General features: G+C 62.5%; 4 protein-coding genes and 1 pseudogene. 3 read left to right on the top strand and 2 right to left on the bottom strand.

Translation table 11 applies throughout. From position 1 onward, the window contains the following. Together JP75_RS22485 and JP75_RS26060 are read left to right on the top strand one after the other, a co-directional pair. A partial coding sequence (locus tag JP75_RS22485) for a cyclic pyranopterin monophosphate synthase MoaC (RefSeq protein ID WP_035087117.1) occupies positions 1-312 on the top strand: 312 nt, incomplete at its 5' end. Then, positions 309-1,496: a molybdopterin molybdotransferase MoeA gene (locus JP75_RS26060; protein WP_084587880.1), complete on the top strand. Its 1,188-nt coding sequence runs from the start codon at positions 309-311 to the stop codon at positions 1,494-1,496. The genes JP75_RS22485 and JP75_RS26060, both read left to right, overlap by 4 nt. Here the strand turns inward: JP75_RS26060 and clpA are convergent. Together clpA and clpS are read right to left on the bottom strand one after the other, a co-directional pair. Next, positions 1,469-3,586 (bottom strand): annotated as a pseudogene (gene clpA, locus JP75_RS22475) (ATP-dependent Clp protease ATP-binding subunit ClpA); the annotation flags it as partial. The gene JP75_RS26060 and the pseudogene clpA sit on opposite strands and share 28 nt — an antisense overlap. Positions 3,587-3,595: 9 nt before the next feature. Then, the gene (gene clpS, locus JP75_RS22470) at positions 3,596-4,015 is read right to left on the bottom strand and encodes an ATP-dependent Clp protease adapter ClpS (protein WP_035087113.1); all 420 of its coding nucleotides are present in this window, start codon (positions 4,013-4,015) and stop codon (positions 3,596-3,598) included. A gap of 329 nt (positions 4,016-4,344) precedes the next feature. Between clpS and JP75_RS22465 the strand changes: the two genes are divergently transcribed. After that, positions 4,345-5,543 (top strand): D-alanyl-D-alanine carboxypeptidase family protein (locus tag JP75_RS22465; protein ID WP_160194761.1); only part of this gene is annotated, 1,199 nt, incomplete at its 3' end.

The raw sequence follows: 5,543 nt of genomic DNA, 5'->3' as shown, positions 1-5,543 counted from the left end.
GCTGTGGCGCGCGTCGCCGGGATCATGGGCGCCAAGAAGACGTCCGACATTATTCCGCTTTGCCATCCGATTCCGCTGACCAAGGTGAGCGTCGAAATCGAGGGCGAGAATGAGACGACAATTCTCATTCGGACTGTTGCGGAGACAACCGGGCAGACCGGCGTCGAGATGGAGGCGTTGACGGCAGCAACGACCGCGGCGTTGACGCTTTACGACATGGCCAAGGCGCTCGACCGGGCCATGGTGATTTCAGACATTCGCCTCGTGGAAAAATCCGGCGGCAAATCGGGCGATTATCGAAGAGAATCATGACACTGCTGCCGGTTGATGAAGCGTTGAATCGCATTCTGGCGCGGGTGCCGGATGTGGTTGGCGAGAGTGTTGCGCTGGCCGAAGCGGCGGGGCGGGTGTTGGCGGCGCCGGTGGTCGCGAGCCATGACCAGCCGCCATTTGATGCCAGTGCCATGGATGGCTATGCCATGCGGGCGGCGGATGTGGCGGAGGGCGTTTGGCTCAAGGTGATCGGCATGTCGCAGGCTGGGGCTGGGTTTGCCGGTTCTGTCGGCGCAGGCGAGGCGGTGCGGATTTTTACCGGGGCGCCGGTGCCGGACGGCGCCGATACCGTCATCATGCAGGAAGAGGCGGAGCGGAACGGGGATCTCGTTCGGTTCACGGCCCCTGCCCGGCTGGGACATAGTGTCAGGCCGCGGGGTTATGATTTTGCCGTGGGGCGGACGATCCTTGAGCGCGGGACGCGGCTGGGGGCGTTTCAGGTGGCGGTGGTGGCGGCGGCCAACGCGGGGACTGTGACGGTCGCGCGGCGGCCGAGGATTGCGCTGCTGGCGACGGGCGATGAGCTGGTGATGCCGGGCACAGTGCTGGGGCCGGATCAGATCGTGGCTTCCAACAGTTTTGGGCTGGCGGCGTCGCTGGCAGCTTTTGCCGAGACGGTGACGGATTTCGGGATTGCGCGGGATGAGCGCGGGGATCTCGATGCGGTGATGGAGCGGATTTTTGCGCACGAGCCCGATGTCGTGGTGACGACGGGCGGGGCGAGCGTTGGCGAGCATGATCTGGTGCAGGCGGCGCTGGTCGAGCATGGGGTAACGCTCGATTTCTGGCGTATCAATATGCGGCCGGGAAAGCCGCTGATGTTTGGGACGCGGGGCAAGACGCTGGTGTTCGGGCTGCCGGGCAATCCGGTTTCGGCCATGGTGACGGCGGAAATCTTCATCAAACCGGCGCTGCGGCACTGGTTGGGGCTGCCGGATGTGGAGGCGCTGCGGCTGCCGCTATTGGGGCCGACGCCGGCCAATACGGCGCGGCGACATTTTATGCGGGCACGGGTTGTCGTTCGGGACGGTGTGACCGGGTTGTTACCGATCAGTGAGACGGATAGCGGGCACACGTCGTCGCTGGCGGCGGCGGATGCGCTGATCATGCAGCCGGAGTTTGATCCGGGGCAAGGGGGGCGCGCGCCCATGCGTTCGTCATAGCCGTGTTCGGCCAACCAATCGGCAGCTTCCGGGGTCAGGTTGATCGTGACGCCGCGCTCGGCCAACTGGCCTTCGAGCTGCAGCACGAACTTTTCGACCACGCGGCGCACCACTTCGCGCGGCAGCGGCGCGAAGGAGATGATGGCATCGAGGCGGTTGCGGAACTCGGGCGTGAAGGTGCGGTTGATCGCCTCTTCATCGTCCCCCTGCTCGCGCTTGCGGCCGAAGCCGATGGGCGAGCGGGCGAGTTCGGATGCCCCCACGTTGGACGTCATGATCAGGATCACGTTGCGGAAGTCGACCGACTTGCCGTTGTGGTCCGTGAGCTTGCCGTGGTCCATGACCTGCAACAGGATGTTGTAGAGGTCCGGATGGGCCTTTTCGATTTCGTCGAGAAGCACGACGCAATGCGGGTGCTGGTCGACGCCGTCGGTGAGAAGGCCGCCCTGGTCGAAGCCGACATAGCCCGGAGGCGCACCGATGAGGCGCGAAACCGTGTGGCGTTCCATATATTCGGACATGTCGAAGCGGAGCAGTTCGACGCCGAGGGTGTCGGCGAGTTGCTTCGCCACTTCGGTCTTACCCACACCGGTCGGGCCGGTGAAGAGGTAGGAGCCGATCGGCTTTTCCGGTTCGCGCAGGCCCGCACGGGCGAGCTTGATGGCCGAGGAGAGCGCGGTGATCGCCTGATCCTGACCGAAGACGACGGTCTTGAGGCTCTGTTCGAGACCCGAGAGCAGTTCGGCGTCGGACTTGGAGACCGACTTGGGCGGGATGCGGGCGATGGTCGCGATGGTGGCTTCGATGTCTTCGACGTCGATGATCTTCTTGCGCTGGTCTTCCGGCAGGAGCATCTGGCTGGCGCCGGTCTCGTCGATCACGTCGATGGCCTTGTCGGGCAGCTTGCGATCGTTGATGTAGCGCGCGCTCAGTTCCACGGCGGCCTTGAGGGCATCATCCGTGTACTTGATCTTGTGGAATTCCTCGAAGTAAGGGCGCAGGCCCTTCACGATCTCGATCGCATCCGGAACGGTCGGCTCGTTAACGTCGATCTTCTGGAAGCGACGGACGAGGGCACGGTCCTTTTCGAAGAACTGGCGATATTCCTTATAGGTGGTCGAGCCGATGCAACGGATCGCGCCTGATGCCAGAGCAGGCTTCAGGAGATTCGAGGCGTCGAGCGCGCCGCCCGAGGTGGCACCAGCGCCGATCATGGTGTGGATCTCGGCATTCGGCATCTTCTCGAGTTCCTTCATGACGGACTTCAGACGTTCTTCGAAGTCACCGCGATAGCGGGTGCCGGCGAGGAGCGAACCCATGTCGAGGGCATAGATGACCGCTTCCTTGAGCACTTCGGGCACGTCGCCCTCGATGATCTTGCGGGCAAGGCCTTCGGCGATGGCGGTCTTGCCGACGCCAGCGTCACCCACATAGAGCGGGTTGTTCTTGGAACGGCGGCAGAGCACCTGGATGGTGCGGCGCAGTTCGCTGTCGCGACCGATCAGGGGATCGATCTTGCCCTGACGGGCCTTCTCGTTGAGGTTGACGCAGAAATCGGCCAAAGCCGACGTCTTCTTGCCTTCGGCAGCGCCGCCTTCGCCATTGCCTTCACCTTCTTCGGTGCCGCGGACCTTGCGGTCTTCGGCGGGGCCGGACTTGGTGATGCCATGGGAGATGAAGTTGACGGCGTCGAGCCGGCTCATGTCCTGCTGTTCGAGGAAATAGGCGGCATGGCTCTCGCGCTCGGCGAAGATCGCGACGAGCACGTTGGCGCCGGTCACTTCCTCGCGGCCGGATGATTGGACGTGGATGACGGCGCGCTGGATGACGCGCTGGAATGCGGCTGTCGGGCGCGCATCCTGACCGTTCTGGACGACAAGGCTGTCCAGTTCCTCATTGATGAAGTCTTCAAGATCGCTCTTGAGCGCGTCGATATCGACATCGCAGCCATTGAGCACGGCGATCGTTTCGCGGTCGTCGGTCAGGGCCAGCAAGAGGTGCTCAAGCGTTGCGAACTCATGGTTCCGCTCGCGCGCCAGGTTCATCGCCTGATGCAGAGCCTTTTCGAGTCCGCGAGAGAATGAGGGCATATGATGTTCCTATTGCTTTTCCATCACGCATTGCAGCGGATGCTGGTTCTTGCGTGCCGTATCCATGACGCGGGTCACCTTGGTTTCGGCAACCTCGTATGGATATACGCCGCACTCACCGACCCCCTTCTGGTGAACGTGCAGCATGATCTGCATGGCGTCTTCGCGTGATTTGTTGAAGACGTCCTGTAAGACCAGAACGACGAATTCCATCGGCGTGTAGTCGTCGTTGAGCAGCAGAACCCGGTAAAGGTTCGGCCGTTTGGTTTTGGGACGCGTCTTGGTGACGGTCCCGGTCTCAAAACTGTTTCCGCCGTCTCCCTTGCGGCCGCCATCATCATCCTTCGGCCCGGCCACAAGCTTTCCGAGGGGCCTCTCGAAGCCTTTGGCTGGACGGGCAGACGGAGAATGGGTGGTGGATCGTGTCATATTCTTAGCGGCATTTCTGGGAGGAACCGAAGCAGCTCTTCGGACCCATTATGTAGGCAAAAAGGGGCCCGTGTTAAGGGGCACATGATCCCGAAAAGTTGAGCGCCGATATCCGAGCTTGGACAAGAGCTTGCCGCATCGCCCCCGGAGAAGGGGCGGCGTGACCGGATTGCGACTCTGAGACAGAAATCGATGGCATTTTACGGAATGGTAACGGGGTGGGCCTATTCTGCATCAATGGCATGGATCGGGCGGGGGCCTCGATCTGCGGGCCAGTTTTCAGTTGCGTACGGGCAGTTTGGCCCGATGAGTAAAGTTGGAGTTCCGGGTTGACCTTCCAGGCCATGACCCCTTGGCGCGCTTCCTTCGTCCGCGCCATCGCTGCGATTGCCCTCGTGCTGGGCCTTTCCCTGCATCTTGCGGCCCCGGCGCACGCCATCGAGAATCTCAGGAAATATGCCGGCATCGTGGTCGACGCGAAGTCTGGCGAAGTCCTCTACGAAGAAGCCGGCGATTCCAAGCGGTATCCGGCTTCGGTCGCCAAGGTGATGACGCTCTATGTGCTCTTCCAGGAATTGAGCGCGGGCAATCTCAGCCTTTCCACCAAGATGACGGTTTCCAAGCATGCGGCTTCGGCCGTGCCAACCAAGCTTGGGCTGCGCGCTGGTTCGACCATTTCGGTGGAAGATGCAATCAAGTCGCTGGTGACGCTGTCGGCCAATGACATGGCTCGCGTGATCGCCGAACATATTTCGGGTACGGAAAGCAAGTTTGCCGAGCGCATGACGGCCACGGCCCGCGCCATGGGCATGCGCAACACCACCTATCGCAATGCTTCGGGCCTGCCCGATGGTGGCCAGCTAACAACGGTGCGCGACCAGGCGATCCTCGGCATCGCGATCTACCAGCACTTTCCGCAGTATTACGAATTCTTCCAGACCAAGTCGTTCAGCTACAACGGCAAGACCTATGGCAACCACAACCGCGTGCTTGGCTATATGGGCGCCGTCGATGGCATCAAGACCGGCTATATCAATGCCGCCGGTTCGAACCTGCTTACCGCTGCCCGCAAGGATAACCGCCACATCGTGATCGTCGCCTTCGGCTTCAACTCGGCCGGTGCGCGCGACGAGAAAGTGCGCCAGCTCGTGGCCAACTACCTGCCCAAGGGTCGCCGTGGCGATTACCTGCAGACCGCAATGGTTCCGCAGCCGGGGCGCCAGGGCAATTCCAACGTGCAGGTTGCCGTGGCCCAGCCGACGCAGCCAGTTTTCGTGATGCCCATGCCCCTGCCCGGCTTCCGCCTTGCAGAACTCGCGGCGGCGCAGAATGGTATTGCGCAGCCGCAGGTGGTCGTTGCTTCGGCCGCGCCGGTTCCGGCCGCTGCGCCCGCCGATATCGGGCTACAGCCGGCCGTGCAGGCCGCGGCCGTGCTCGCTGCGCCGACGCAGGCGCCGACCCCCGCTTACCCCAGCCAGGACATTATCGGCGCCTGGCTGAGCGATACCTATAATCTCGGTTCGCCGCC

Source organism: Devosia riboflavina, from assembly GCF_000743575.1.
Taxonomy (GTDB): Bacteria; Pseudomonadota; Alphaproteobacteria; order Rhizobiales; family Devosiaceae; genus Devosia; species Devosia riboflavina.
The sequence above is the reverse complement of the archived record's forward strand: the minus strand, read 5'-3'. Positions and strand labels throughout refer to the sequence as shown.

What these genes read in the sequence shown, in the direction of transcription:
- JP75_RS26060 (WP_084587880.1), top strand. Translation starts at nt 309, where the DNA reads ATGACACTGCTGCCGGTTGATGAAGCGTTGAATCGCATTCTGGCGCGG.
- clpS (WP_035087113.1), bottom strand. Translation starts at nt 4,015, where the DNA reads ATGACACGATCCACCACCCATTCTCCGTCTGCCCGTCCAGCCAAAGGC.